Annotated in this window: 23 protein-coding genes; 12 read left to right on the top strand and 11 right to left on the bottom strand. The window is 71.7% G+C overall.

Annotation, left to right across the window (positions count from 1 at the left end):
- Window positions 1–51: 51 nt before the first annotated feature.
- Both murJ and ACE3QY_RS00535 read right to left on the bottom strand, forming a co-directional pair.
- Window positions 52–1,695, bottom strand: a complete 1,644-nt coding sequence (gene murJ / locus ACE3QY_RS00540) for a murein biosynthesis integral membrane protein MurJ (RefSeq protein ID WP_374454060.1) — start codon at window positions 1,693–1,695, stop codon at window positions 52–54.
- Window positions 1,692–3,947 carry a DUF6049 family protein gene (locus tag ACE3QY_RS00535; RefSeq protein WP_374454059.1) on the bottom strand — a complete coding sequence of 752 codons (2,256 nt, stop codon included), beginning with the start codon at window positions 3,945–3,947 and terminating at the stop codon, window positions 1,692–1,694. Before ACE3QY_RS00535 ends, murJ begins: the two co-directional genes overlap by 4 nt.
- Window positions 3,948–4,015: 68 nt before the next feature.
- On the opposite strand from ACE3QY_RS00535, the gene ACE3QY_RS00530 reads away from it, so the two are divergent.
- From ACE3QY_RS00530 to ACE3QY_RS00520, 3 genes are all read left to right on the top strand, one after another.
- The gene (locus ACE3QY_RS00530) at window positions 4,016–5,452 is read left to right on the top strand and encodes a CCA tRNA nucleotidyltransferase (protein ID WP_374454900.1); all 1,437 of its coding nucleotides are present in this window, start codon (window positions 4,016–4,018) and stop codon (window positions 5,450–5,452) included.
- A gap of 202 nt (window positions 5,453–5,654) precedes the next feature.
- The gene (locus tag ACE3QY_RS00525; RefSeq protein ID WP_374454058.1) at window positions 5,655–6,383 is read left to right on the top strand and encodes a FadR/GntR family transcriptional regulator; all 729 of its coding nucleotides are present in this window, start codon (window positions 5,655–5,657) and stop codon (window positions 6,381–6,383) included.
- Window positions 6,380–7,120 carry a sterol desaturase family protein gene (locus tag ACE3QY_RS00520; RefSeq protein WP_374454057.1) on the top strand — a complete coding sequence of 247 codons (741 nt, stop codon included), beginning with the start codon at window positions 6,380–6,382 and terminating at the stop codon, window positions 7,118–7,120. Before ACE3QY_RS00525 ends, ACE3QY_RS00520 begins: the two co-directional genes overlap by 4 nt.
- Here the strand turns inward: ACE3QY_RS00520 and ACE3QY_RS00515 are convergent.
- The 3 genes from ACE3QY_RS00515 to ACE3QY_RS00505 form a co-directional block, all read right to left on the bottom strand.
- Window positions 7,104–7,781: an NADPH-dependent F420 reductase gene (locus ACE3QY_RS00515; protein ID WP_374454056.1), complete on the bottom strand. Its 678-nt coding sequence runs from the start codon at window positions 7,779–7,781 to the stop codon at window positions 7,104–7,106. The two genes, ACE3QY_RS00520 and ACE3QY_RS00515, sit on opposite strands and share 17 nt — an antisense overlap.
- Before the next feature lie 108 nt (window positions 7,782–7,889).
- On the bottom strand, window positions 7,890–8,972 hold the full coding sequence (locus tag ACE3QY_RS00510) for an inositol-3-phosphate synthase (protein ID WP_374454055.1): 1,083 nt from the start codon (window positions 8,970–8,972) through the stop codon (window positions 7,890–7,892).
- Window positions 8,973–9,029: 57 nt separating this feature from the next.
- On the bottom strand, window positions 9,030–9,605 hold the full coding sequence (locus tag ACE3QY_RS00505; RefSeq protein WP_374454054.1) for a PadR family transcriptional regulator: 576 nt from the start codon (window positions 9,603–9,605) through the stop codon (window positions 9,030–9,032).
- Between the two features lie 72 nt (window positions 9,606–9,677).
- Between ACE3QY_RS00505 and ACE3QY_RS00500 the strand changes: the two genes are divergently transcribed.
- Together ACE3QY_RS00500 and ACE3QY_RS00495 are read left to right on the top strand one after the other, a co-directional pair.
- The gene (locus tag ACE3QY_RS00500; protein ID WP_374454053.1) at window positions 9,678–11,999 is read left to right on the top strand and encodes a transglycosylase domain-containing protein; all 2,322 of its coding nucleotides are present in this window, start codon (window positions 9,678–9,680) and stop codon (window positions 11,997–11,999) included.
- 8 nt (window positions 12,000–12,007) lie between these two features.
- Complete coding sequence (locus tag ACE3QY_RS00495) at window positions 12,008–13,240, top strand: hypothetical protein (RefSeq protein ID WP_374454052.1); 1,233 nt, start codon at window positions 12,008–12,010, stop codon at window positions 13,238–13,240.
- On the opposite strand, the gene ACE3QY_RS00490 is transcribed toward ACE3QY_RS00495, so the two are convergent.
- Complete coding sequence (locus tag ACE3QY_RS00490; protein ID WP_374454051.1) at window positions 13,151–14,230, bottom strand: alanine racemase; 1,080 nt, start codon at window positions 14,228–14,230, stop codon at window positions 13,151–13,153. The two genes, ACE3QY_RS00495 and ACE3QY_RS00490, sit on opposite strands and share 90 nt — an antisense overlap.
- Before the next feature lie 76 nt (window positions 14,231–14,306).
- Window positions 14,307–15,443 (bottom strand): lipid II:glycine glycyltransferase FemX, encoded by a 1,137-nt coding sequence (locus ACE3QY_RS00485; protein ID WP_374454050.1) that lies wholly within the window; start codon window positions 15,441–15,443, stop codon window positions 14,307–14,309.
- A gap of 236 nt (window positions 15,444–15,679) precedes the next feature.
- On the opposite strand from ACE3QY_RS00485, the gene ACE3QY_RS00480 reads away from it, so the two are divergent.
- A complete protein-coding gene (locus ACE3QY_RS00480) occupies window positions 15,680–16,201 on the top strand; it encodes a hypothetical protein (protein WP_374454049.1) in 522 nt (173 codons plus the stop codon).
- A gap of 23 nt (window positions 16,202–16,224) precedes the next feature.
- Here ACE3QY_RS00480 and ACE3QY_RS00475 read toward each other — a convergent pair whose 3' ends face one another.
- Both ACE3QY_RS00475 and ACE3QY_RS00470 read right to left on the bottom strand, forming a co-directional pair.
- Window positions 16,225–17,019 (bottom strand): deoxyribonuclease IV, encoded by a 795-nt coding sequence (locus ACE3QY_RS00475; protein WP_374454048.1) that lies wholly within the window; start codon window positions 17,017–17,019, stop codon window positions 16,225–16,227.
- On the bottom strand, window positions 17,016–17,939 hold the full coding sequence (locus ACE3QY_RS00470) for a serine/threonine-protein kinase (RefSeq protein ID WP_374454047.1): 924 nt from the start codon (window positions 17,937–17,939) through the stop codon (window positions 17,016–17,018). The genes ACE3QY_RS00475 and ACE3QY_RS00470 overlap by 4 nt, the downstream gene beginning before the upstream one ends.
- A 176-nt stretch (window positions 17,940–18,115) precedes the next feature.
- Here ACE3QY_RS00470 and ACE3QY_RS00465 point away from each other — a divergent pair, with 176 nt between their 5' ends.
- From ACE3QY_RS00465 to rplI, 5 genes are all read left to right on the top strand, one after another.
- A complete protein-coding gene (locus ACE3QY_RS00465) occupies window positions 18,116–18,631 on the top strand; it encodes a hypothetical protein (RefSeq protein ID WP_374454046.1) in 516 nt (171 codons plus the stop codon).
- A 180-nt stretch (window positions 18,632–18,811) separates the two neighbouring features.
- Complete coding sequence (rpsF, locus tag ACE3QY_RS00460) at window positions 18,812–19,102, top strand: 30S ribosomal protein S6 (protein WP_374454045.1); 291 nt, start codon at window positions 18,812–18,814, stop codon at window positions 19,100–19,102.
- Between the two features lie 113 nt (window positions 19,103–19,215).
- Entirely contained in the window at window positions 19,216–19,809 is a 594-nt protein-coding gene (locus ACE3QY_RS00455; RefSeq protein ID WP_374454044.1) for a single-stranded DNA-binding protein, read from the top strand.
- Window positions 19,810–20,001: 192 nt separating this feature from the next.
- Entirely contained in the window at window positions 20,002–20,238 is a 237-nt protein-coding gene (gene rpsR, locus ACE3QY_RS00450; RefSeq protein WP_056603689.1) for a 30S ribosomal protein S18, read from the top strand.
- 14 nt (window positions 20,239–20,252) lie between these two features.
- The gene (rplI, locus tag ACE3QY_RS00445; RefSeq protein ID WP_374454043.1) at window positions 20,253–20,699 is read left to right on the top strand and encodes a 50S ribosomal protein L9; all 447 of its coding nucleotides are present in this window, start codon (window positions 20,253–20,255) and stop codon (window positions 20,697–20,699) included.
- A 72-nt stretch (window positions 20,700–20,771) separates the two neighbouring features.
- Here the strand turns inward: rplI and ACE3QY_RS00440 are convergent, their stop codons facing one another.
- Together ACE3QY_RS00440 and ACE3QY_RS00435 are read right to left on the bottom strand one after the other, a co-directional pair.
- Window positions 20,772–21,959, bottom strand: a complete 1,188-nt coding sequence (locus ACE3QY_RS00440; RefSeq protein ID WP_374454042.1) for a hypothetical protein — start codon at window positions 21,957–21,959, stop codon at window positions 20,772–20,774.
- Window positions 21,960–22,010: 51 nt separating this feature from the next.
- A complete protein-coding gene (locus tag ACE3QY_RS00435) occupies window positions 22,011–23,336 on the bottom strand; it encodes an MATE family efflux transporter (protein ID WP_374454041.1) in 1,326 nt (441 codons plus the stop codon).
- A gap of 543 nt (window positions 23,337–23,879) precedes the next feature.
- Here ACE3QY_RS00435 and dnaB point away from each other — a divergent pair.
- Window positions 23,880–25,277 (top strand): replicative DNA helicase, encoded by a 1,398-nt coding sequence (gene dnaB / locus ACE3QY_RS00430; protein WP_374454899.1) that lies wholly within the window; start codon window positions 23,880–23,882, stop codon window positions 25,275–25,277.
- Window positions 25,278–25,280 lie beyond the last annotated feature (3 nt).

The following is a 25,280-nucleotide window of genomic DNA, read 5'->3' as shown; positions in this document are numbered from 1 at the left end:
CCCGGCTGTGTCCTGGCTGTGTCCGTGCGTCTGCGGTCATCGTAGGGAGTTTCAGCCGCGACGCAGACGCGCCGCGACGGTGTCGACCAGGGAGGTGACCTCGGTGACCCGGAGCACGCGGGCGCCGAGGAGGAGGACCGCTGCGCCGGCGAGGCTGCTCAGACCGCCCCGTGCGAGCGCGACCAGCGGTCCGGGTCGCTCGCCGAGCCCGGACAGCGACCACTCGACGAGCCAGGCGGCGGCCCCTGCCACGGCGAGCACGAGGGCCATCCGCACCAGGAACCTCACCAGCTGGGGAGTCTGGAGCCCGCCGACCGTGCGCCGCAGGAGCACGAAGCTCACCACGGCCCCGACGGCGTACGACGACAGGTACGCAACCACGAGCATGGGCGCCGTCTCCGACGCCGGGCGCTGCGGCACCAGGGCCGTGGCCACCACGATGTTGGTGAGCGACACCGCGACCTGGATGAAGAAGACCAGTCGCGTCATCTCCATCGCGTAGAAGCCGCGGAGCATGAAGTAGTGGACGGTGAAGAAGGCGAGCGCCGGACCGAAGAGGGCCAACGTGGGCGCGAAGCTCGCGGCTGTGTCCTCGCCGCCCCACCCGAAGGCGAAGCCGGCCACGTCCCCGGCGACGATCGGCAGCAGCACGGCGAACGGCAGCACCAGCGCCAGCGAGGTGCGCAGCGTCGACCCGACCGTGCTGCCGAGCTCGGCGAGCCGGCCCTCGTGGGCGTACGACGAGAGGCGGGGGAGGATCGCGGTCGCGAGCGAGACCGTCACGATCGAGTGCGGCACCATCATGATGAGCAGGCTGCTGGAGTAGACGGTGTAGCCGGTGCCGTCACCGCTCCTCGCCGTGCCGCCGGAGGCCAGGTAGACCACGACGAGGTACGCCGTCTGGGTGGCCACCACGAAGAGCACGGTCCACACGCCCAGCGACAGCGTGTGCCGCAGCTCGGGGTCGCGGAAGTCGAAGCGGGGGCGGTAGGTGAAGCCGGACGCCCGGAGGTAGGGCACCAGGACCGCGAACTGCGCGACGATGCCGAGCGTCGAGCCGAGGCCGAGGAGCGTCTCCTGGGGGGTCGACAGCGGCTCCAGCCGGGCCGGCCCGTCGCCGGTGGATCCCCAGAGGACGAGGTAGGTGACCAGCATGGCGACCGCGAGGATGTTGTTGGCGATCGGCGCCCACATCATCGGGCCGAACCGCCCGCGGGCGTTGAGCACCTGGCCGACCAGGACGTACATGCCGTAGAAGAAGACCTGGGGCAGGCACCACCGGGTCAGGTCGATGATCGACTCGAGGTGCGCGGCGAGCTCCGGCTCGAGGAAGCGGTCGTTGAGGTAGACCCGGAGCAGGACGGGGGCGAGCACCACGAGCAGCACGGTGACCCCGCCGAGGAAGAGCGCGGAGAGGGTGATCACGCGGCTCGCGTAGGCGTCGCCGCCGTCGGGGTCGGCCTTGATCCGGCGCACGAGCTGCGGGACCAGGACCGCGTTGAAGATGCCGCCGGCCAGCAGGATGTAGACCATGTTGGGCAGCGTGTTCGCGATGGTGAACAGGTCGGCCCGCAGCGCGGCGCCGAGCGCGGCGACGAGCAGGGCGCTGCGGATGAAGCCCGAGGCGCGGGAGAAGAGCGTGCCGGCCGCCATCACCGCCGACGAGGCCAGGATCCGCTGCTCGGTCGCGCTCACGGGCGTCCGGGCTCGAGGCCGTGGTGGGCCGGGGGATCGACGGGCTGGGGGTGCTCGGGCTGCGGGCGCTGGTCCTCGGCGTGCTCGACCTCGGCCCGCTCGGCTGCGGCCTGCTCGGCGCGCCGCGCCCGGATCTGGCGCGGGAGCCGGTAGCCGATCATCCCGAAGAGCACGAGCGCACCGGCCGCCATCACGATCCAGATGAGGGCGCTGACTCGCGCGGCCCGGATCGGCAGCTCGTCGACCGAGCCCAGCGGCACACCGTCCACCGTGGTCACCGCGAGGCGCACCGGGTGGATGCCCGCCTGCTGGGTGCTGGCCTCGAAGCGGATGACGCTGCGCGCCTGGGGCGCCAGCTCGCGGACGCCGTCGCCGGTGAGGGTCAGCTGGCCGTCGGTGGTGGCGACCACCTGGACCGTGACCGGCTGGTCCAGTCCGTTGACGAGGGTCGCCCCGAGCGGGCCGTTGTCGCTGGAGAGCGTGACCGCCGTGGGGGCCTCGATCCTGATCCGGGCGAGCTGGTCGCGCAGGGCGTCCTCGACCCGTCCGGCAGCGGCGATCGCCAGCCGGGGGCGCTCGCGGTGCTGGGCGGAGAGGGTCACCATCACCTCGTCGCGGACCTGGTCCTCGATGGTGGTCTCGAGGGTGAGCACCTCCTCCATGGTCGAGGCGGCGTCGCTCGCGCGGGTGGCCGCGGTGAAGCTGGCCGGAGAGAGCTCGTCCTCGATGTCGGTCTCGGTGTAGGCCAGGCTCGTGTCGGGGATGTCGGTGGCGCTGCGGGCGGCGACGTCCCCGAACGGGACGACGTCGAGCCAGGGCTGGTCGAGCTCGGCGAAGAACTGGTCGGCGTCCTCGCCGCGCCAGACCGTCGGCAGCGTGACGACCAGCGGCGCGGTGTCGCCGTTCTCCAGCCGCAGGGCCGCCTCGCTGAGCAGGCGCTGGCGCAGTGCCAGCGGGTCGTTGGCCGCGGTCGGGGCGGGACCGCCTGCTTCGGCGCCGCTGCTGGTGACCACCACCTCGTGGCCGAGCAGCCGGACGACGGAGCTCGGGCTGGTCGGCGGGACCGGGGCGAACGCGGTGTCCGCGAGCAGCACGACCGTGTCGGTCGGGACCAGCGCCAGGGCCTCGGGGCTGAGGTGCCCGTCGACCGGGGAGACGGTCTTCTCCGAGGAGAGCGCGAGGGCCGCCATCACCTGCTCGCCCCGCGCCACCGCCTGGTCGTAGCGCTCGGGGGCGTTGCGCGCCGCCGCCGACACGTCGAGGTCGCCGTAGGGGAGGGTCAGCACGGGCCGGCTGCCCGCGAGCGCCCTGAACCGGTTGAGCCAGGCCTCGGCGGCCGCGACCAGCTCGTCGTCGGCGGCGTTGGGCGACTCGGACTCCGCGGGCTGGCTCGGCGTGAGCGACTCCGTCGGCGACGTCTCCGCCCCGTCCGTGGGGCTCTTGGTCGGGGAGGGCTCCTGGCCGGGGACGCTGGTGTCGGGGGCGATGGTCCGGGGCGGGTTGCCGCTCTGGAGCCGCATGAGCGCGTGCAGGACGGCAGGGTCGACCAGCCAGGTGTACGGCGTGGTGCCGGCCGAGTCGGCCATGTCGAGCACGGCGTCGAGGCTGCCGCCCTCGGCGAGCCGGCGCGCCCACCGCTCGGGGGCACCGAGCGAGCCGTCCGCGGCGTACCAGACACGCCCGCGGATCGGCAGGATGACCGAGGTCTCCTGGACGTCGTCGCTCGCGGGCTCGGCCGGGATGAAGGTGCGGGCCCGGCCGTCGGCCACCCCGTCGCGGGGCACGGTCGGGGTGTCGCCGAGGGCGTGGATGCCGATCCAGTACACACCCGCCTCGTCGGGGATCCCGAGCAGCTCCACGGGCACGGAGTCGGTGAACGACTCCGACTCACCCGGCGCGAGCTCGTCGACGGTGTCGAACGAGCCGGGCTCCACCACCCGCTGCTCGCCGATGTAGGTGTCCGGCCCGATCAGCGCGGACGCCGCGAGGTTGGCCGAGTCGGCGATCGGGGACTGGGAGGAGAAGGCGTGCAGGTTGATCCGGGTGAACGTCTCGTCGCCGACGTTGGTGACCGTGCCGGTGATCTCCACGTCGCCGCTGGTGGGCAGCACCGGGCTGATCGAGTCGATGTGCACCACGAGGGGATCTGCGTCCTCCGCGGGTGCGGCCGCAGCGGGGGTGAGGGCCCATCCGCCTGCCACACCGAGGGTCACGAGCCCCGCCAGGGCAGCACGGAACGACGGGCGGGGCACGCACCGATGCTAGTTGGTCGAGGGTCGTACGCCGGCACGTAGACTGGGCTGTCGTGTCCGACGCCGCCATGCCCCCGCTCACCATCGTCGAGATCCAGCGCCGCGTCGGCGCGGAGCTGGACCGCATCGGCTCGGTCATCGACGAGCTCGGCGCCCGCTTCGCGGACGCGGGCGAGGAGCTGGCCCTGGTCGGCGGCCCGGTCCGCGACGCGATGATCGGCCGCCTCCAGAACGACCTCGACTTCACCACGTCCGCGCGCCCCGAGACGACCGAGAAGCTGCTGTCCGGGTGGGCCGACGCGATCTGGGACATGGGCCGCGACTTCGGCACCATCGGCTGCCGCAAGGGCCCGTGGCAGGTCGAGATCACCACCTACCGCTCCGAGTCCTACGACCCCTCCTCGCGCAAGCCGGACGTCGACTTCGGCGACACCCTCGCGGGCGACCTGGGCCGTCGCGACTTCTCGGTGAACTCGATGGCCGTCCGGGTGCCGAGCCGCGACTTCGTGGATCCCTTCGGCGGCATCGTCGACCTGGCCGAGCGGGTGCTGCGCACGCCCGGCGCGCCCGAGGACTCCTTCTCCGACGACCCGCTCCGGATGATGCGGGCCGCGCGCTTCGCCGCCCAGCTCGGCTTCTCGGTCGCCCCCGACGTGGTCGAGGCGATGACCGCGATGGCCGGGCGGATCGAGATCATCTCCGCGGAGCGGGTGCGCGACGAGCTGGTGAAGCTGGTCTGCGCGCCGCACCCCCGCCTCGGGCTCACCCTCCTCGTCGACACCGGGCTGGCGGCGTACGTCCTGCCGGAGCTGCCGGCGCTGGCGCTCGAGCGCGACGAGCACCACCGGCACAAGGACGTCTACGAGCACACGCTGACCGTGCTCGAGCAGTCGATCGACCTCGAGCACCGGCTCGGCGGCGGTCCCGACTTCGTCTCGCGCTTCGCGGCGCTGATGCACGACGTCGGCAAGCCGAAGACGCGGCGCTTCGAGGCCGGGGGCACGGTCACCTTCCACCACCACGACGTGGTGGGCGCCAAGCTGACGCGCAAGCGGATGCAGGCGCTGAGGTTCTCCAACCACGACATCGACGCGGTCGCCAAGCTGGTCGAGCTGCACCTGCGCTTCCACGGCTACGGCTCCGGCGAGTGGACCGACAGTGCCGTACGCCGCTACGTCCGCGACGCCGGCGACCAGGTCGAGCGGCTGCACATCCTCACCCGCGCCGACTGCACGACCCGCAACCAGCGCAAGGCCGACCGCCTGCGCCGGACGTACGACTCGCTCGAGGAGCGCATCGCCCGGCTGTCCGAGGAGGAGGAGCTCGCCGCGATCCGGCCCGACCTCGACGGCAACCAGATCATGGGGATCCTCGGCATCGGTCCCGGCCGCGAGGTCGGCGAGGCCTACCGGTGGCTCCTCGAGCTGCGGATGGACGAGGGCCCGAAGTCGCCCGAGGCCGCCGAGGCCGCCCTGCGGGAGTGGTGGGCCGGGCGTCAGGCCTGACGTCCGGGGAGCGGTGGTCCACCTACATTTCCGGCCGAGGAAACGTAGGTCCACCACCGCCCGTGGGCGCGCCGCGCCACGACACGCTGACCGCCGGTGGTCCACCGACATTCGACGGCTGCGGAATGTAGGTGGACCACCGCTCTGTCTCGGGTGGTCTGACCACTTGACCACCTGACCGGCGCGTCGTACGGTCGACGACATGCCGCTGTCTCCCGTCGCCCGCCGCTCCGTCCCCGACGAGGTCTACGACCAGCTGCTCGGGGAGCTCCTCGACGGCGACCTCACGCCCGGGGAGGCGCTGCCCAGCGAGCGCCGGCTGGCCGAGGTGCTCGGGGTCTCCCGGCCGGCGGTCCGCGAGGCGATGCAGCGGCTGGCCCACGCCGGCTACGTCGACGTACGACAGGGGGATGCGACCACGGTCCGCGACTTCCGCCGCCTCGGCGGGCTCGACCTGCTGCCGCGGCTGCTGCTCGCCCGGGGCGGGCTCGACCTCGCGGTCGCCCGCAGCATCCTCGAGGCCCGCGCGCACGTCGGTCCCAAGATCGCTGAGCTGGCCGCCGAGCGCGGCGGCCCCGCCGTGGTCGGCGCCCTCACCGACGCGGTGGAGGCACTGCGCAGCGACGCCGATCCCGTGGGCCGCCAGCACGTGGCGCTCGGCTTCTGGGAGCACCTCGTCGAGGCGGCCGACTCGATCACCTTCCGGCTGATGTTCAACAGCATGCGCGCCGCCTACCTCCCCCTCGTCGAGGCGCTGGCCCCGCTGATGGCGGCCGAGGTCGACCGGGTCGACGCCTACGCCGCGCTCACCCGGGCGGTCGGCGCAGGCGACGGCGCGGAGGCCAGGGCCTGCGCGGCCGACCTGCTCGGCGCCGCCACCACGAGCCTGGTCGAGGCCATCGACCGGATGCGGTCCCTGGAGGACCGATGAGCGAGAAGACCGACGAGGCCGTCGAGGCGCTGGCCCGGCAGCGACTGGCGGGCGCGGAGCGCGAGCTCTCCCGCAAGCCGAAGGTCACCCTCGCGGCGACCGGGCGCGGGTTTTGGCGCTACCCGTCGCCGTGGATGATCGGCGCCTACCTCCTGGCCGCCGTGGTGGCGCGCGTCGCGATCGGGCAGTGGTCGTGGACCGACCTGCTCGCCCCCGCGGTGTTCCTCGCGCTCTTCCCGGTCGTGGAGTGGCTTATCCACGTGTTCATCCTGCACTGGCGACCGCGCCGGATCGTCGGGGTCGAGGTCGACACCCGGCTGGCCCGCGACCACCGCCGGCACCACGCCGACCCGCGCGACGTACCCCTCGTCTTCATCCCCTGGCGCGCGCTCGTCTGGGTGATCGCGCTGCCCGGCATCGCGCTCCCGCTCGGCGTCGGCGCCCTCGTCGGTGCGGACCTGGCCCCCCGGCTGTCGTTCGTGGTCACGCTCGCCACGGTGCTGTTCGTCTACGAGTGGACGCACTACGTCATCCACTCCGACTACAAGCCCCGGACCCGGCTCTACAAGGCGATCTGGCGCAACCACCGCCTGCACCACTACAAGAACGAGCACTACTGGTTCTCGGTGACCACGTCCGGCACCAGCGACCGGCTGCTCGGCACCTACCCCGACCCGGCGACCGTCGAGACCAGCCCGACGGCGAAGGACCTGCACGGCGTCAACGCACGACCCTGATGTTGAACATCCCGGTGCCGAGGGCGCCCATCGCGCGCAGCCACAGCGGCAGGTACATCTCCACCCCGCGCGCCGTCTCGATGCCGCCGAGGTCGACCACGTCCTGGTGACCCAGGCCGGTGAGGACCGCGATCACCGTCGCCTTCGCGTCGGCGTCGTCCCCCGACACGAAGACGGTCGTCGCCTCGCCGAGCCGACCGGGGTCGACCATCAGCGGCGCGGTCATGGTGTTCAGCGACTTCACCACCCGGGCGTCGGGGAAGGCGCGCTGCACCTGCTCGCCCAGCGAGTCGGTGTCCTTGACGAACAGGGTCGGCGGGAAGCCGGCCGAGAAGTCGAGCGGGTTGGTCACGTCGAGCACGACCTTCCCCGCCAGGTGCTCCGCGCCCGCGGCGGTGAGCATGTCGACGGCAGCCGACCCGTTGCCGGCGAGGACCACGAGCTCGGCGCCGGCCGCCGCATCGGCGTACGTCGCCAGCGCGACGTCGGGGTGCTCGGCGTGCCACGCCGCGAAGGGCGGGTTGCCCATCCCGTCGGGCTCGGTGCGGGCCAGCGTCGCGGCCGGGTCGCGGGTGCCGACGACGACGGTGTGGCCCGTGCGGGCGAGTCCGCCGGCCAGGGCCTGGCCGACCATTCCGGTGCCGAGCACTGCGATGTCCATGGGGCAGTTCTACTCCTGCCGGACGCCTGCGGGAACGGCGAACGGCCCCCGGGACCCTGAGGTCTCGGAGGCCGTTCGGCGTTGCGTTGCTGCGTCAGGGGGAGCGGGTCACTCGCCCCGGATGAACTTCTCGAGCTCGGCGCGACCGATGTCGTCGGGCATCTGCACCGGCGGGGACTTCATCAGGTAGGTCGAGGCCGGGATGATCGGGCCGCCGATGCCGCGGTCCTTGGCGATCTTCGCGGCGCGGACGGCGTCGATGATGATGCCGGCGGAGTTCGGGGAGTCCCAGACCTCGAGCTTGTACTCGAGGTTCAGCGGGACGTCACCGAAGGCGCGACCCTCGAGGCGGACGTAGGCCCACTTGCGGTCGTCGAGCCACTCGACGTAGTCGGACGGGCCGATGTGCACGTTGCGGTCGCTGACCTTGTCGGCGAGCTCGCCCTTGAGGTTGGACGTCACGGCCTGGGTCTTGGAGACCTTCTTGGACTCCAGGCGCTCGCGCTCGAGCATGTTCTTGAAGTCCATGTTGCCGCCGACGTTGAGCTGGTAGGTGCGGTCCAGCGCCACGCCGCGGTCCTCGAACAGCTTGGCCATCACGCGGTGGGTGATGGTCGCGCCGACCTGGCTCTTGATGTCGTCGCCGACGATCGGGACGCCGGCGTCCTCGAACTTCTTGGCCCACTCGGGGTCGGAGGCGATGAAGACGGGCAGTGCGTTGACGAAGCCGACGCCCGCGTCGATGGCGCACTGGGCGTAGAACTTGTCGGCCTCCTCCGAGCCCACCGGGAGGTAGGACACGAGGACGTCGACCTCGGCGTCCTTGAGCGCCTGGACGACGTCGACCGGCTCGGCCGCGGACTCCTCGATGGTGGCCTTGTAGTACTTGCCGAGGCCGTCGAGGGTCGGGCCGCGCTGGACCTCGACGCCCAGGGTGGGGACGTCGGCGATCTTGATGGTGTTGTTCTGGGAGGCGTTGATGGCCTCGGAGAGGTCCTTGCCGACCTTCTTGTCGTCGACGTCGAACGCCACGACGAACTCGACGTCCTTGACGTGGTAGTCACCGAAGACGACGTGCATGAGCCCCGGGACGGTCCCGGCCGGGTCCGCGTCCTTGTAGTACTCAACGCCCTGGACCAGGGAGGTGGCGCAGTTGCCCACTCCCACGATCCCTACTCGTACCGAACCCATGGGGCTCTCCTTCTCATCTCTGGGGGCTTGATCTGGTTGCTGTTGACTCGAAGAGGTTCAGGTGGTGCCGGCCGTGCGCGGTGCGGGCGGCTCGTCGCCGCCGCGCTCGGCCTGGATCAGGTCGGAGAGCCACCGGACCTCGCGCTCCACCGACTCCACGCCGTGGCGCTGCAGCTCCGCGGCGTAGCGGTTGACCTCGGCCTGGGTGCGCTCGAGCTCGCCCTGCACGCGGGCCAGCCGCTCCTGCAGCCGCGAGCGGCGTCCCTCCAGGACCCGGAGCCGGATCTCCATGTCGGTCGAGGAGAAGAAGGCGAACCGGATGTCGAAGTTGTCGTCCTCCCACGCCGTGGGACCGACCTCCGACATGAGGCGCTGGAAGTGCTCGTTGCCGGCCGGGGTGACCTCGTAGACGATGCGCGGGCGGCGGTTGGCCGGCGTCGTGGTCGCGGCGGCCTCGGTGATGAGGTTGGCGCGCAGCATCTTCTTCAGCGCCGGGTAGAGGGAGCCGTAGGACAGCACCCGCCCCCACCCGAGCATCAGGTTGAGCCGCTTGCGCAGCTCGTAGCCGTGCATGGGTCCCTCGTGCAGCAGCCCGAGGACTGCCAGCTCGATGGTGTCACCACGACGTGCCATGTGACCTATCGTACCGATATATCCGCCCGTGACGAATCAGGGATGCCGCGGGGTCCCCCGTACTCTTGCCCGGTGACTGCGAAGAGGAGGTCGCCAGGCAAGGCCCAGACCCGGCGACCCAAGCCCCGACGTACGCCGCGACAGCGGGCGGCCCAGGTCGCCAAGGTCCTCGCCATCGTCGCCGCCGTCGGCACGCTGGTCCTGACCGGGATCGTGGTGGTGCTCTACCAGGCCATCGACATCCCCGAGGAGAACCAGGCCTTCAAGGCCCAGACGACCTTCGTCTACTACAAGGGCGGCGAGCAGCAGCTCGGCACCTACTACGAGGACCAGAACCGCGAGTCGATCCCGCTCGACCAGATGCCGCAGACCATGCAGGACGCGGTCGTCGCAGCGGAGAACCAGACCTTCTGGACCGACAAGGGCATCGACCCCAAGGGCATCCTGCGCGCGCTGTTCTCCAACGCGCGCGGCAACGCCCGCCAGGGTGCCTCGACGATCACCCAGCAGTACGTCAAGATCCTCTACCTGACGAGCGAGCAGAGCTACAAGCGCAAGATCAAGGAAGCGATCGTCTCGCTCAAGATCCAGCAGCAGCTCAGCAAGAAGGAAGTCCTCGAGGGCTACCTCAACACCATCTACTTCGGTCGCGGCGCGTACGGCATCCAGGCCGCGTCCAAGGCCTACTTCGGCCACCCGGCCTCCGAGCTCAACCTCCGCGAGTCGGCGGTCCTGGCGACCGTGCTCAACAACCCCACCAAGTACGACCCGGCCAACGGCAAGGAGGCCAAGGACGACCTCAAGGGCCGCTACCAGTACGTCCTGGACAGCATGGCCGAGCTCGGCTCGATCACCGCCGACGAGCGCGACACCGCGCTCAAGCGGCTGCCGAAGTTCCCGAAGATCGCCACCCAGAGCCAGTTCGGCGGCCAGAAGGGCCACATGCTCGCCCTGGTCAAGCAGGAGCTGCTGGCCAGGGGCATCGCGTCGGAGGAGGAGATCGACGGCGGCGGCCTGCGGATCACCACGACCTTCGACCCGCAGGTGATGGCCGACATCGAGGAGGCCGTCACCGAGCAGCGCCCCGACGCCGGGATGCCCGGACCGGCCGGCAACAAGGACCTGCACGTGGGCGCCGCGACCGTCGACACCCGCACCGGTGAGCTGCTCGGCTTCTACGGCGGCCAGGACTACCTTCAGTCCCAGATCAACTGGGCGGTGGCCGGCGGCATGGCGGGCTCGACGATGAAGGCCGCGACCGACGTCGCCGCGATCCGCGACGGGTTCTCCCTCACCGACACCTTCGAGGGCAACAGCCCGATCGACATCGCCGGCACCGAGTTCGAGAACCAGGGCGACGAGGACTACGGGACCGCGGTCTCGATGATCACCGCGACCGAGAACTCGATCAACACCGCCTTCGTCGACATGGTCGACTCCATGGACGACGGCCCGCAGAAGGTCATCCAGGCGGCGGAGGACATGGGCATCCCCGGCAGCGGCGGTGAGCGGTGGGGCATCCCGCGCAAGTCGGGCGACATGCAGGAGAACGTCGGCGTCACGCTCGGCACCGCCCAGGTCAGCCCGATCAACATGGCCAACGCCTACGCCACGCTCGCCAACGGCGGCACGCGCCACGACGTCCACGTCGTGCTGAAGGTGGTCAACAAGGAGGGCGAGACCATCTACGACGCCCGACCGGGCAGCAAGAAGACGGTCGACGGCGACATCGCCGCAGACGTGACGTACGCCCTCCAGCAGGTGGTCGAGCAGGGCTCGGGCACCGAGGCACTGGCCCTCGCGCGCCCGGTCGCCGGCAAGACCGGCACCGCGACCAACGACGACGGCGGGGTCTCCTCGTCGTGGTTCGTCGGCACCACTCCCCAGATCTCCACGGCGGTCATGTTCGTGCGCGGGCGCGGGCGCGAGTCCCTCGACGAGCTCCGCCCCGACGGCGCCGACATGTGGCTCCCCACCAGCTCGGACGGCCGCTCGGGCTACTTCGGCGGCAACTACCCGGCGAAGACGTGGACCTCGATCATGCAGCGCGTGATGGAGGGCATGGAGGTCGAGGAGTTCCCGGAGCCGGCCTACGTCGACGGCGACGCCCCCGAGGACGGCCACGAGTACACCCCGCCGCCGCCCCCGCCGCCGAAGCCGAGCAAGCCCACCAAGACCGCCACCGGCGGCATCCCCACCGAGACGCCGACCGAGACGCCCACGGAGACGCCGACGGAGACGCCGACCGAGACACCGACGCCCACGGAGACGCCGACCACCCCGGCGCCGACGGAGACGCCGACGACCCCGGTCCCGACGATCCCGACGGAGAGCCCCACCACGCCCGCGGGTCGCTTCGAGCCGCGCCACCGCGTCCTCGACCCACGACCCTGAGCAGCCCGGTGGACGACTCCGCACCGACCCGGACCGACCCGGTCGCGGCCGCGCTCTCGGAGGTCGTCGGCGGCCCGGTCGGCGAGCACGCCGCCGGACACCGCTGGTGGAGCGCCTCGCGCGTCCTCCTCGGCGCGACCACGGTGGTGCTGGCCGCGGGGATGCTGAGCAAGGGCGCGTGCGTGCCGTCGGGCTGGAGCAAGGACCACCAGCCCTACGCCCAGCTGTGCTGGACCGGCCTGGCCGGCAAGCCCGCCGACTCCAGCACGCCGCCGCACGTCGCGACCTGGCTCGAGCGGCTCGCCGGGGTCTTCCCGGGATCGGGCACGGTGTCGACCACGGCCGGGCTGGCGGTGCTGCTGGCCGCGCTCGCCCTGCTCGCCACCGCCCTGCTCGCGCGCACCGACGTACGCCGTCCCTGGGCCGCGGCCGGCTGGGCGCTGTCACCGGTGCTGCTGGTGCACTGGCTCTCCTGGGAGCTGGTCGCCGCGGTCGGGGTCGCCGTGCTGCTCTGGGCCTGGACGACCGGGCGCCCCTGGCTGGCGGGGGTCGGTGCCGGCGTCGGTGCCGCGTTCGCGCTGCCGGTCGCGGTGGCGTTCGTCGGCGTGGTCGCCGTCGGTGGCCGGCTGCGGGACCGGGTCGACGCGCTCGTCGCGGCAGCAGCGGCGTACGTCGTGGTGACGCTGCCGGGCCGCGGGCACGTCCAGGACCCCGACGTCGGCTCGACGTGGCTCTTCCTCCAGCAGGTGGGCGCCCCCGGCTCCCGGACCTTCCGGATGACCGCGTCCGTGGTGGTCCTGCTGCTCGCCGCGGCGGCTGCCGCCTGGCTGGTCCATCGTGCCGGCCGGCCCACCGTGTTCACCTGCGCCCGGGTCGGGCTGCTGGTCATGGTGGCGGCGCTGCTGGTCTCGCCCACCGCACCGCCCGAGCTCGCCCTGCTGGCCCTCCCGCTGGCCGCCGTCGCCGTCCGGCGCTGGCGCGACCTGCTCGTCTGGCAGGGCACCCACCTGGTGAGCTGGGCGATCACCGGGTGGTGGCTCGGCGAGGCCCTGCTGCCGACGGTCACCGACGACGACCGGGCCTACTGGCTGGCGATCCTGCTGCGGGTGATCGGGCTGCTGTGGCTAGCCGTGGCGGTGCTGCGCGACGCGTCAGGCGACGACGACGCGGTCGAAGTCGGTCGCGGTGAAGCGGACCCGGACCTCGATGTCCTCCCCGACGCGGGGCACGCGCGCGCCTGAGGGCACGAAGAGCATCGACGCCTGCATGTGCGGCGGCTCGGCGAAGAGCCGCTGCTTGCCGTCGATGGAGAACGGTGAGCGGACGAAGCCGACCGCGTCCAGGCCCCCTCGCGCCAGGGTCGCGGCCCGGGCCTTGAGCGACTGGTCGCCGGTGGGCGCCTCGAGCCCGATGCCGTGGGCGGTGCCGCCGCTGACCACGACGATGTGGCCGTGCTTGGGCGCGCTGCGGCCGCGGTAGCCGAAGGTGTCGCCGCGGTCGACCTCGTGCACGTCGAGCACGGTCGCGGTCACCTTCAGCGCGCCGCGGTCGCCGAGCCAGAGGTCGGTGCCGATGCGCGGGCGGACGGTGAAGTCGGGGTAGCTGCCGGCGAGCGTGGTGATCTCGGCGTGCGTGAGGTGGGAGACGAACACCGTGCGGGTCGGCAGGCCCGAGGCCACCACGTCGTTGATCAGCCGGTTGACCTCGCCGAGGTGGGAGGTGGTGTTGAGCGGCAGGTGCAGGGCGACGCCGCGCAGCCCGCTGCGCCCGGGGCCGAGCTGCTCGGCCGCCGCGGCGAGCCCCCGGCGGGTCATCCCGTGGCGCAGCATCGAGGTGAGCTGCTCGAGCACGAACTGCGCGGACGGGTCGTGCGCGAGGAGGGCGGTGAGGTCCTCGGGGCGGCTGACGGTGTGGACGACCCGCTTCGCGACCCGCGGGTCGAGGTCGAGCGCCGCACCGAACGGCCGCCACGGCGTGAGCACCAGCAGGTCGCCGTCGTAGCGGGACGCGGCGTCGGGGATCTCGTCGTACGTGCCCACGGCGAGCAGGTCGAGGGGGGCTCCGGTCTCGTCAGCGTGCTCGGCGAGCCACTGCGCCCGGCGTGCCAGCCGGCCCAGGGTGAGGCCGTAGCCGTTGCCCTTGGCGACCGGGACGATGCCGGGGAACTTCGTGGCGGTGGCGAGCAGGTGGGAGCGCCACCGGTCGCCGTCGACCGTGAGCGTGAGACTCATGCACGTACTCGCTTCGCTCCGTGCGCGCATGAGGCACGGGGGACGCTGTGCCTGATGACTCGCTCGCTGCGCTCACTCATGCACGCCTCGCGAGGTAGAGCTGGAACGCCTTGTAGATCGCGCGGTTGATCGGGAGGTCCCACTCGCCGGCGTACTCCACGGCCTGCCCGCCGGTGCCGACCTTGAACTGGATCAGGCCGACGTGCGGGTCGTCGGAGTCGAGCGTCTCGGTGATGCCGCGCAGGTCGTAGACGTGGGCGCCGGCCTCAAGGGCGTGCCGGATCATCGCCCACTGCACGCCGTTGGAGCCGCGGACGTCCCGCTTCTCGGTGGACGAGGCGCCGTAGGAGTACCAGGCGTGCGTGCCCACGCGGATCGCGATGGTCGCGGCAACGAGGTCGCCCTCGTGGCGGGCCAGCCAGAGCTGGATCCGGTCGGGGTCCTCGGCGCCGAGGGCGTCGTACATCGTCTCGAAGTACGACAGCGGGCGCGGGGTGAAGTGGTCGCGCTCGGCGGTGTGGGCGTAGAGGTCGTGGAAGGCCTTGAGGTCGGTGGCGTCGCCGCGGACGACCTCGACGCCGGACTTGTCGGCCTTCTTGATGTTGCGGCGCCAGAGCTGGTTCATCCCCTTGAGGACGTCGTCCTCCGTGCGCGGCGCTCCCTCGGCGTCGACCAGCGGGATCTGGAAGTTGAACTGCGGCTGGCCCGCCGAGAAGCCGCCCCCGGCGGCCTGGTGCTGCCAGCCGAGCTCGTGGAGCTGGGCGATCACGCGCGCGCCGTCCTGCGACCGCTCGAGGGGAGGTACGTCGCCCACCGAGCGCACCGACGCATCGGCGATGCCGGCCTTGACCTGGTCGGCCGACCACCGGCGGGTGACGACCGGCGGGCCCATCCGCACCGCGAAGGCGCCCTGCTTCTTCAGGTGGGTCACCATCGGCGCGAGCCAGGCCTCGAGGTCGTCGCCGGACCAGTCGATGACCGGGCCCTCGGGCAGGTAGGCGAGGTAGCGCTTGACCTTGGGCAGCTGGCGGTAGAGGACGAGGCCGACGCCGACCAGCTCGGAGCCCCGGTGCCAGCCGATCGACTCGCTGCGCCACTCCGACTTCACGGCCGCCCAGGCGGGGGTCTGGAGGAAGCTGGCGGACGACCGTTGCGCGACGAAGTCGCGGTGCTCCTGCGCGGAGATCGGGCGGAGCGAGAGGGGGGTCGTCACCCCGGACACGCTACAAGGGACCAGACACGACCCCCGTACGTGTCTGGTCCCTTGTGTGTACAGACGCAGCGAGGGCCGCTGAGGTTGCGTCGCTGTCAGAACTTTCTTGACAGCTTCTTGCCGGCTTGCCGATTCGCCTCACCCGTCCGGCTCGAACGGCCTACGGTGGCGGCACCCGGCCACCGAGGCCGCTCGGACCGACGCGACGCGCGTCGGCGCCTCAGTGAGGAGACCTGATGAGTCCCCATCGACCCCGTCGTGCCCTCGGCACGCCGCGCCTGGCCGCAGCCGCACTCATGTGTCTGGCCGCCTCAGCTGGCGCCGCTCCGGCTGGCGCCGCTCCCGGCGGCAACAACGGCAGCGTGAAGATCGCCCAGCTCGACGACGGCGACCGTGCGCCCGACAACACCCCGCACGTCGGGTGCTCGTTCGCGGTCGAGTGGTACGGCTACGACGCCGGCGCCGACGTCGTGTCCACGGTGACCTTCGCCGAGCAGGACCCCACGCAGGGGGTCGGCCTGGTCGTCGCCGGTCCTTCGCAGGTCTTCGTCGGCGAGGACCGCGCCACCGGCGCAGGTACGTCGACCGGGCTCGACGGCCGCGAGACGTACACCCTCTCCTTCACCGGTGATCCCCACCCACAGCAGGGCTTCCACGTGCGAGTGACCGTCGCGACGCCGCGCTCGCACGGCAGCGACACGAAGACCAAGGTGTTCTGGGTGCAGGACTGCGAGGAGACCCCGCCGAACCAGACGTGACGGCTGCGGTGGGCTGATCCCGGTCAGAGGTGGTCGCGCAGCCAGGCGAAGTCGGCCAGGTGCTCGGCCGCGCCCCCCGGCGTCTCGCAGATCACCGGCGCACCCGCCTCGCGCACCACGCCGGCGAACTCGTCGGCGGGCAGGTGGCCCTGGCCGAAGTTGGCGTGGCGGTCGGCACCGGAGTCGAAGTCGTCGCGCGAGTCGTTGGCGTGGACGAGGTCGATGCGGCCGGTGATGGCGCGGACCTTCTCCACCGCGTCGCCGAGCTCGATGCCGCCGGCCCAGGCGTGGCAGGTGTCGAGGCAGAAGCCGACGTCGTCGGCGCCCTCGACCGAGGAGATCGCGTCCCACACCCCGGCGATGCGGTCGAGGTGGCGGGCCATCGCGTTGTCGCCGCCGGCGGTGTTCTCGATGAGCAGCGGGATCTTGAGGTCGGTGGCCTCGACCGCCTTGCGCCAGTTGTCGAAGCCGACGGCCGGGTCGTCGTCCTTGTTGACGTGCCCGCCGTGCACGATCAGGCCCTTGGCGCCGATCTCCGCGGCGGCGTCCATGTGCTGCTGGAGCAGCTTGCGGCTCGGGATCCGGATCCGGTTGTTGGTCGTGGCGACGTTGACGATGTAGGGGGCGTGGACGTAGAGGTCGACGCCCGCCGCCCCCGCCCCCCCCCCCACGGCGGCGGCACCGCCGGCGCAGCGGACCACCGGTCCCGTGGAGCCCCGCGGGGCGCCGCGGAAGAACTGCACGAGCGTGGTCTCGCGCGCGACGGCCTCGGCGATCGGGTCGGTCTGGTCGACGTGGGCGCCGATCTTCGTGCTCATGGGAGCCAGACTAGGAGCAGCCACAGACACCCGGCGACGACGGTGAGCAGTCCCGCGACGGCCGCCCATCCCGCCCAGTCGACCGCACCGGTCGTACGCCGGCGGCGCGGGGCGGCGCCGAGCCGGTCGGGCACCGGTGGTCCCTCCGGCGGCGGCACCGGGAGTCGCCGGAGCAGGCGCAGCGCCGCCTCGGCGGTGGCCAGCCGCTGCTCGGGGTCGGCGACGAGCAGCCGCTCGACCAGCGGTCGCAGCGGGTGCGAGGGGATCGCGCCCTGGTGGGACGGAGGCAGCCCGGTGACCATCTCGAGCGCCACCCGCCCGACCGCGTACAGGTCCTGGGTCGGCTCGGGCAGCGCGCCCCGCGCCTGCTCGGGCGCCATGTAGCCGTCGGTCCCGATCGCGCCGGGGACGGTGGTGAAGCGGCGGTCGGCCACCGGCGCCGCGACGCCGAAGTCGCCGAGCCTGAGGTGGGGCGGACCGTCGCCGGTCGCCTCGAGCAGGAGGTTGGCCGGCTTCACGTCGCGGTGCACCAGCCCGGCCGCGTGCACCGCGGACAGCCCCAGGAGCAGCTGCTCGAGCAGCAGCGCAGCAGTGCCGGCGTCGAGCGGGCCGTGCTCGCGAATGAGGTCGGTGACCGACCCGCCGGGCACCAGCTCCATCGCGAGCACCACCAGGTCGTCCTCGGCGGCCCAGCCGTGCGGCGCGACCACGTGGGGGTGGCGGACCCGGATCGCCTGCTCGCGCACGAAGCGCGCCAGCAGCGCCGAACTGTGCCGCCCGAGCACCTTGACCGCGACGTGGCACCGGGTGCGCTCGTCCCACGCACGCCAGACCGACCCCATGCCTCCGGAACCGATCTGGTCGAGCAGGACGTAGCGCCCCGCGACGACGGCGGGTCCGGACGGTGCGGTCCCGGGCACCACCCGACGCTAGCCCCGGCACACGCCCTGGCGCCTCTGTCCTCCACAGGCGCGGAGACTCGCGTGCAGAGTCCCGGTCTGGACCGGTGGTGCCAGCCGTATTGCCGCCGGCACCCCCGTGCGGGATCCTCGCCGCTGATCGGCCCGCACCCGGGCCACCTCACGGGGGAGAACCCATGTCCGAATCCACGCCTGAGCCCACGCCCGCCACGCCGTCCGGCTCGCCGTCGACCCACCAGGCCGTCGACACCCTGAAGTCCGCCGACCGGCTCGACCTCGGCATCATCGGCGCGGGTGTGCTCGCCATCCTCGGCTCGCTGCTGCCGTACTACACGGTGTCGGTCGACATCCTGGGTGTGTCCAACGGTGACTCGGTCACGGCCTGGCACGGCTTCTTCGGGTGGTTCGGCGCACTCCTCGCGCTCGCCGGCGCCGCCGTCCTGGTCGCGAAGCTGCTCGGTGTCGGACTCCCGTTCCCGGCCCGCACGACGGTCCTCGGCCTCTTCGCCGGTGCCGTCCTCTGCACGGTGCTCGCCCTCTTCGTCTTCCCCGGCGGCAGCTGCGACGACGCCCTGATCGGGGGCGACTTCTGCGACGCCATCGACCAGGGCCACGGCTTCGGCTACTGGCTCGCGCTCCTCGCGACCATCGCCGGCACCGCGCTCGCCGCGATGCGCCGCTCGGCCGACTGAGGCCGCCGTCCCCAGCGGCGTACGACGATTCCAGCGGGCGGGTGCGCCGCTGGTAGCCTTCCCCGGTTGCCTTCGGGTGACCGCGGCGCACGACCCACGTCGTACATCCGCCGCGAACGCACAGTCCTCCTGCCACGGAAAGCCCGTGGCCGCTCTAGCCCAGAGGAGGTGGAGACCGCTATGCGTGCCTATGAAGTGATGGTCATCCTCGACCCGAGTCTCGACGAGCGCACCATCGAGCCGTCGCTCGACAAGTACCTCAACGTGATCCGCAAGGACGGCGGCTCGGTCGAGTCCGTCGACGTGTGGGGTCGTCGCCGGATGGCGTACGAGATCAAGAAGAACGCCGAGGGCATCTACGCCGTCATCAACCTGACGGCCACGCCCGCGACGGTCAAGGAGTTCGACCGCCAGCTCACGCTGAACGAGTCGATCCTGCGCACGAAGGTCCTGCGTCCCGACGCCCACTGATCGCCCTCGCGGCATCTGTGGAAAGACCTTCCCGCTGTCGGTGAGTGCCTGTTTGATGGGCGCATCACCGGGAGCACCCCGGATCTAGCAGGGACACCCAGAGGAGACCTGACATGGCAGGCGAGACCACGATCACCGTCATCGGCAACCTCGTCGACGACCCGGAGCTGCGGTTCACCCCGTCGGGGGCACCCGTGGCCAACTTCCGGATCGCCTCGACGCCGCGCACCTTCGACCGCCAGAGCAACGAGTGGAAGGACGGCGACACGCTGTTCCTCTCGTGCGCTGTGTGGCGCCAGGCCGCGGAGAACGTCGCCGAGTCCCTCCAGCGGGGCATGCGCGTGATCGTCCAGGGTCGCCTGAAGTCCCGCCAGTACGAGACCCGCGAGGGTGAGAAGCGCACCGTCTTCGAGATCGACGTCGAGGAGGTCGGCCCGTCGCTGCGCAACGCCAGCGCGAAGGTCACCAAGACGACGCGGCAGGGCGGCGGTGGCGGCTACTCCGGTGGCGGCGGCTACTCGGGTGGCGGCCAGCAGCAGCAGTCGGCTCCGGCCGACGACCCGTGGGCCAGCCCGGCTCCCCAGCAGGGTGGCCAGGGTGGCGGCGGCTGGGGCGGCCAGTCCCAGGGTGGCGGCCAGTCGGCTCCGGCCAACGACCCGTGGGCCACGCCCGGGGTCAGCGGCGGGAACGACGAGCCGCCGTTCTGAGGGACCCGCGACTGAGCGTGCGAAGTCGCGTCAGGTCGCCAGGTTGAGTAGCCCACGGCTGAGCTCGCGAAGCCGTGACGAGGGCGTATCGAAACCCCTCAGCCTGATCCGGAACACCAAGCAAGAGATTCCGAAATTCCATTCCGTCCCTGATTGCCTTCAGGGCCGGGCTCACTGAAAGGGAGCACCACAATGGCCAAGGCAATTCTGCGCAAGCCCAAGAAGAAGGTTTGCCAGTTCTGCAAGGAGAAGGCGACCGGTGTCGACTACAAGGACACCACGCTGCTCCGCAAGTTCATCTCCGACCGTGGCAAGATCCGCGCCCGTCGCGTGACCGGCAACTGCGTCCAGCACCAGCGCGACGTGGCCATCGCCGTGAAGAACGCGCGCGAGCTCGCTCTGCTGCCCTACACGTCCACCGGTCGCTGAGAGGAGCACGGGACATGAAGCTCATCCTGACCCAGGAAGTCGACGGCCTCGGCGCCCCCGGCGACGTGGTCGAGGTCAAGGACGGCTACGGCCGCAACTACCTCGTTCCCCGTGGTCTCGGCATCAAGTGGAGCCGTGGCGGCGAGAAGACCATCGAGTCGATCAAGTCCGCCCGCACCGCCCGTGCGGCCCGCGACGAGGACCACGCCAAGGAGATCAAGACCAAGCTCGAGGCCAACGCGGTCAACGTGAAGGTCCGTGCCGGTGAGGGTGGTCGCCTGTTCGGCGCCGTCACCACCGCGGAGATCGCCGACGCGGTCGCCGAGGTCTCGGGCGAGAAGGTCGACCGTCGCACGATCGTGGTGACCAACCCGATCAAGACGCTCGGCGCGCACGAGGTGTCGGTCAAGCTGCACGACGAGGTGTCCGCCACGGTGGCCCTCAACGTCGTCCCGGCCTGATCGCCGCCCCTGCCTGACCCACACGACGGCCCGCTGCCTCCTCGGAGGCGGCGGGCCGTCTGCATGTGCGGGTCAGTCCGCCGGCGGGAACCGGTTCGGTCGCGCCACCACGGCGTCGACGACCACCGGCTTGTTGCTCAGCGACTCGAGGGTGATCCGGCCCGTGCGCATGCCGGAGTAGCGGTCGATGACCGTGACCTGCGTCAGTGGCGTACGCCGTCCGGAGAGGTCGACGACGTGCCAATCCCGGCGGCCCACCCGCAGGCGCACCTTGCCGAAGCCGGGCCCGGTCGGGGCGATCAGCCGCAGCTCGCCGACCGCGGTCCGCGGCAGCACGATCCGGGCGCCGCGCTTCTCCGCGCGGATCGCGTCCCCGCGGAAGTAGCCGGCCTTGCGGATCTTCGCCCAGCCGCGGTTCGGCGAGAGGCGACGGGTGAGGTTGCGCGGCACGAAGAACTCGACCGGCTTCGACCAGGCGCTCGCGTTGCCGGCGCGGTCGATGGCCCGCGCGGTGACCACGTGCCGGCCCGGCTTCGGGTTCGCCACCTCCCAGCGCGGCCCGGTGCAGCTGGTGGGCCTGCCGTTGTCGGTGCACTCGAAGGTGGCGCCGGGCTCGCTGCTGTTGAGCCGCAGCGGCACGGTGGCCGAGGTCATCACCGGCTGGGTCGGGGTGTCCTCGTCGTACCCGCTGCGGGTCACGAACACGAACGGCGCCTTGGTGTCCTGGCCCCACGTGACGGTCGCCGGCGTCGGGTCCTCGTCGGGGATGTCGGTGACGGTGGGCGGCACGAGCACGTTGTCGGGCGTCCGCGCCCGGTCGCCGAGGTCGACCGCACGGACCGCGAAGGTGTAGCCGCCGGCCGCAGCGTCGGGCTGACCGGTGACGGTGACCGGGCTGGTGCACGCCTGCCAGTCGTGGGCCTGCGGGCCGCCGGCGAGCCGGCACTCGAACCCGAACGGTCCGGGGTCGCCGTCGGCGACGCTCGCGGTGAAGGCGAACGTCATCGTCGGGGTCGCCACGTAGCCGGCGGCGTTCGGCGTGGCCGATGCTGTCAGCCCGGTCTCCGGTGGGGTGTCGTCGTCGCAGCCGTCGCCGGTCGGCAGCCCCAGGATGGGGTCCGTGGGCTGGGTCTCGTCCGTGCAGCCCGGCGTGGCGCCTGCCGGCGCGGCGCCGGTCGCGAGCAGCGCCGACGCGGCCAGCACGAGCGCGACTGCGCCGGCCGAGCGGCGTACGCCGGTCCTGGTGGTCGTCGTGGTCATGGTGCCCTCCCTCTGGTGCGCGCAGCCGAGCGCGCGCTCCCTCCGTCAGGCTCAACGCACGGGCGTCGCTCCGGTTACGAGCCAGCGGTCGCCCCGCGCTCGCCACGACAGGAGCACGCCACGCGCGCCCATGAAGACGAAGGTCATCGCCACCCAGACCCACACCAGGCCGTGGGGGAAGGTGGCCGCGACGAGCGCGGCGGGTGCGTACGCCGCCAGCACCGCGATGCCCGCCCACGCGAGGTAGGCACCGTCGCCGGCGCCGATCAACACGCCGTCGAGCACGAAGACCAGTCCGGCGAGGGGCTGCCCGACGGCGGCGACGAGCAGCACGGGGACGAGCAGGTCGCGGACCTCCTGGTCGGTGGTGAAGAGCGCGCCGATGAAGGGTGAGGAGAGCGCCAGGGCGGCACCCGCCACGATCCCGCTGCCCCAGCCCCAGCGGATCATCCGCCGGGTGAGCTGCCGCGTGGTGTCCACGGCGCCTTGCCCGAGCGACCGGCCGGTCAGCGCCTGTGCAGCGATCGCGATGGCGTCGAGGGCGAAGGCGAGGAAGCTCCAGAGGGTGATGGCGATCTGGTGGGTGGCCACGTTGACGTCGGTGGCGTTGCTGCCCACGCGGGTGACGGCGTACGTCCCGACGAGGAGGCAGGCGCGCAGGGCGAGGGTGCGGATCACCAGGGCCACGGCCGCGTGGGCGGCGGCCCGGATGCCGGGGAGGTCGGGGGACAGCGGGGCGTCGTGCTCGCGGGCGGCGCGGACCACGACGGCCACGAGCCAGGCCGCGGAGAGGACCTGGGCGAGCACCGAGCCGATCGCCGAGCCGGCGATGCCGAGGTCGAGGCCGTAGACCAGGACGACGTTGAGGACGATGTTGAGGCCGTTGCCGACCACGGCGACGTGGAGCGGGGTGCGGGTGTCCTGGAGCCCGCGGAGGACGCCGGTCGCGGCGAGCATCACGAGCAGGGGCGTGGTGCCGAGGAACGCGATGGCCAGGTAGGTCTCGGCGTGGTCGGCGACCTCGACGCCGGTGCCGAAGGCCCCGACGAGGGCCGGGGTGAGCAGGATGCCGAGGACCGTGGCGATCCCGCCGATGATGATCGCCAGCCACACCCCGTCGACGCCCTGGGCGAGGGCCGCGCGGAGGTCGCCGGCGCCGAGGTGGCGCGCGACGCTCGCGGTGGTGCCGTAGGCGAGGAACACGCACAGGCCGACGACGGTCTGCAGGATCACCGCGGCCACGCCCAGGCCCGCCAGCTCGGGGGTGCCGAGGTGGCCGACGACGGCGGCGTCGGAGAGCAGGAAGAGCGGCTCGGCGACGAGGGCGAGGAAGGCCGGCACGGCCAGGCGCAGGATCTCCCGGTCGGTGGCGTTCACGGGCCAACCCTAGGAAGCAGGCGTCGCGAGGGTGCATTCGCGTTCCACATACTGAGGGGCGCCGGGGGTGTACATAGCCCGATCTGACTACCTGTGTAGATCCGTGTGGATGATGGCGAAGTGGCGGTGGTCTCCTGCCCTTGTCGACAAAGCAACAGGCATCTTCCAGATGGCGGACAGGTGAACGGGATGACCCCCGTGGGGATTTCTCTCCACAGCGTGTGGAACGCGTTTGCGCAGGTCAGAGGCCCTTCTCCCAGATGAGGTACGTCGATGTCCACAGGTGCGTCCACGGCATGTGCACCGCTCGTCGCGTGTCGTCCACGCACGTCCCCACGTTGTCCACAGAGTCTGTGGATAACTCGGCGTCGTCGGCTTCCCAACGCCCGCGCCGAGGACGTACGGTCTCGCGCGGAAGTGGAGCGGTCGCCGACCGGTTGCACCGACTCGCCGACGCGCGGCAGCACGGTGGATGTCGGTGGTCGGCCCTAGCGTCGTGGGCAGTGGCCGGTGAGATGGTCAGTGAGAGGAGCATCGGTGAGCATCGCCTTCGAGGGGGACACCGACGAGGCCTGGGGCGACGGTCCCGCGGCCTACGAGCCCGGCGAGTCGCCGCGCTCGGCGGGTGACCGCACACCCCCGCAGGACAACGCCGCCGAGCAGAGCGTGCTCGGCTCGATGCTGCTCTCCAAGGACGCGATCGCCGACGTCGTCGACGTCATCAAGGGCGTGGACTACTACCGCCCCGCCCACGAGGTGATCCACGACGCGATCATCGACCTCTACGGGCGCGGAGAGCCGGCCGACCCGATCACCGTGGCCGCCGAGCTGCAGAAGCGCGGCGAGCTCCAGCGCATCGGCGGCGCCCCCTACCTCCACACCCTCTCGGCCAACGTCCCGATCGCGGCCAACGCCGGCTACTACGCCGAGATCGTGCGCGACAAGGCGATCCTGCGCCGCCTGGTCGAGGCCGGCACCCGCATCGCCTCCCTCGGCTACGCCGGCGAGGGGGACATCGACGACGTCGTCGACAACGCCCAGGCGGAGGTCTACAAGGTCACGGACCGTCGCGCGAGCGTCGACTACGCGCCGCTGAGCGACATCATGAGCGGCGTCCTCGACGAGATCGAGGCGATCGGCAACCGTGAGGCCGGCCTCTACGGCGTGCCCACCGGCTTTGCCGACCTCGACGACCTGACCAACGGCCTCCACTCCGGCCAGATGATCATCGTCGCGGCGCGTCCGGCCATGGGCAAATCAACTCTCGCCCTGGACTTCTGCCGGGCCGCGTCGATCCACAACAACCTCACGAGCGTCTTCTTCAGCCTCGAGATGACGCGCTCGGAGATCATGATGCGCCTGCTCTCGGCCGAGGCGAAGGTGCCGCTCAACCACATCCGCAACGGCACGATGCGCGACGACGACTGGGAGAAGCTCGCCCGCAAGATGGGCCAGGTCTCGGGTGCGCCGATGTTCATCGACGACAGCCCCAACATGACGATGATGGAGATCCGGGCCAAGGCCCGGCGCCTCAAGCAGCGCCACGACCTCAAGCTCATCGTCATCGACTACATGCAGCTGATGAGCTCGGGCAAGAAGGTCGAGTCCCGCCAGCTCGAGGTCTCGGAGTTCTCCCGCAACATCAAGCTCCTCGCCAAGGAGCTCGAGTGCCCGATCATCGCGCTCTCCCAGCTCAACCGTGGTCCCGAGCAGCGCGGCGACAAGCGCCCGATGATGAGCGACCTGCGTGAGTCCGGCTCGCTCGAGCAGGACGCCGACATGGTGATCCTGCTCCACCGCGACGACGTCTACGAGAAGGAGTCGACCCGCCCCGGCGAGGCCGACCTGATCGTGGCCAAGCACCGCAACGGCCCCACCCGCGACCTCACGGTCGCCTTCCAGGGCCACTACTCCCGTTTCGTCGACATGGCCCAGGGCTAGGGC

Origin of the sequence: Nocardioides sp., from assembly GCF_041913365.1 — a bacterium.
Taxonomy (GTDB): Bacteria; Actinomycetota; Actinomycetes; order Propionibacteriales; family Nocardioidaceae; genus Nocardioides.
Note: the sequence above shows the minus strand (reverse complement) of the source record. Positions and strands in the feature narration are given on the sequence as shown.

Bases quoted from the DNA above. Each gene is read 5' to 3' on its own strand.
- ACE3QY_RS00530 (WP_374454900.1), top strand. From the start codon at position 4,016: ATGCCCCCGCTCACCATCGTCGAGATCCAGCGCCGCGTCGGCGCGGAG.
- ACE3QY_RS00525 (WP_374454058.1), top strand. From the start codon at position 5,655: ATGCCGCTGTCTCCCGTCGCCCGCCGCTCCGTCCCCGACGAGGTCTAC.
- ACE3QY_RS00520 (WP_374454057.1), top strand. From the start codon at position 6,380: ATGAGCGAGAAGACCGACGAGGCCGTCGAGGCGCTGGCCCGGCAGCGA.
- ACE3QY_RS00515 (WP_374454056.1), bottom strand. From the start codon at position 7,781: ATGGACATCGCAGTGCTCGGCACCGGAATGGTCGGCCAGGCCCTGGCC.
- ACE3QY_RS00510 (WP_374454055.1), bottom strand. From the start codon at position 8,972: ATGGGTTCGGTACGAGTAGGGATCGTGGGAGTGGGCAACTGCGCCACC.
- ACE3QY_RS00505 (WP_374454054.1), bottom strand. From the start codon at position 9,605: ATGGCACGTCGTGGTGACACCATCGAGCTGGCAGTCCTCGGGCTGCTG.
- ACE3QY_RS00490 (WP_374454051.1), bottom strand. From the start codon at position 14,230: ATGAGTCTCACGCTCACGGTCGACGGCGACCGGTGGCGCTCCCACCTG.
- ACE3QY_RS00480 (WP_374454049.1), top strand. From the start codon at position 15,680: ATGAGTCCCCATCGACCCCGTCGTGCCCTCGGCACGCCGCGCCTGGCC.
- ACE3QY_RS00475 (WP_374454048.1), bottom strand. From the start codon at position 17,019: ATGAGCACGAAGATCGGCGCCCACGTCGACCAGACCGACCCGATCGCC.
- ACE3QY_RS00465 (WP_374454046.1), top strand. From the start codon at position 18,116: ATGTCCGAATCCACGCCTGAGCCCACGCCCGCCACGCCGTCCGGCTCG.
- rpsF (WP_374454045.1), top strand. From the start codon at position 18,812: ATGCGTGCCTATGAAGTGATGGTCATCCTCGACCCGAGTCTCGACGAG.
- ACE3QY_RS00455 (WP_374454044.1), top strand. From the start codon at position 19,216: ATGGCAGGCGAGACCACGATCACCGTCATCGGCAACCTCGTCGACGAC.
- rpsR (WP_056603689.1), top strand. From the start codon at position 20,002: ATGGCCAAGGCAATTCTGCGCAAGCCCAAGAAGAAGGTTTGCCAGTTC.
- rplI (WP_374454043.1), top strand. From the start codon at position 20,253: ATGAAGCTCATCCTGACCCAGGAAGTCGACGGCCTCGGCGCCCCCGGC.
- ACE3QY_RS00440 (WP_374454042.1), bottom strand. From the start codon at position 21,959: ATGACCACGACGACCACCAGGACCGGCGTACGCCGCTCGGCCGGCGCA.